A 253-nucleotide genomic window follows, 5' to 3' on the forward strand; every position below is an offset into this window, starting at 1 on the left:
CTACACCCCACACCGCCCGCACCCACTGCTAAAAAATTACAACCAATCCTTGTGCTTGAAATACCAATAGGGTGCGATGCCCGATAGCACCATGATGACCAGGGCCCAGACGTAGCCGAATTGCCAGTCGAGCTCGGGCATCATCTCAAAGTTCATGCCGTACACGCTGGCGACCACGGTCGGGGGCAGGAAGACCACGGCGGCGATGGAGAAGGTTTTGATGATCTGGCTCTGTTCGATGTTGATGAAGCCC

General features: G+C 55.7%; 1 protein-coding gene. It reads right to left on the bottom strand.

What is annotated here, in order from left to right; genetic code table 11:
- Positions 1–36 precede the first annotated feature (36 nt).
- Positions 37–253: CorA family divalent cation transporter (locus B3520_RS09445; protein ID WP_286875918.1), on the bottom strand; the 217-nt coding region annotated here is incomplete at its 5' end.

This window comes from Marinimicrobium sp. UBA4509, assembly GCF_002388575.1.
In the GTDB taxonomy this organism is placed as follows: Bacteria; Pseudomonadota; Gammaproteobacteria; order Pseudomonadales; family Cellvibrionaceae; genus Marinimicrobium; species Marinimicrobium koreense.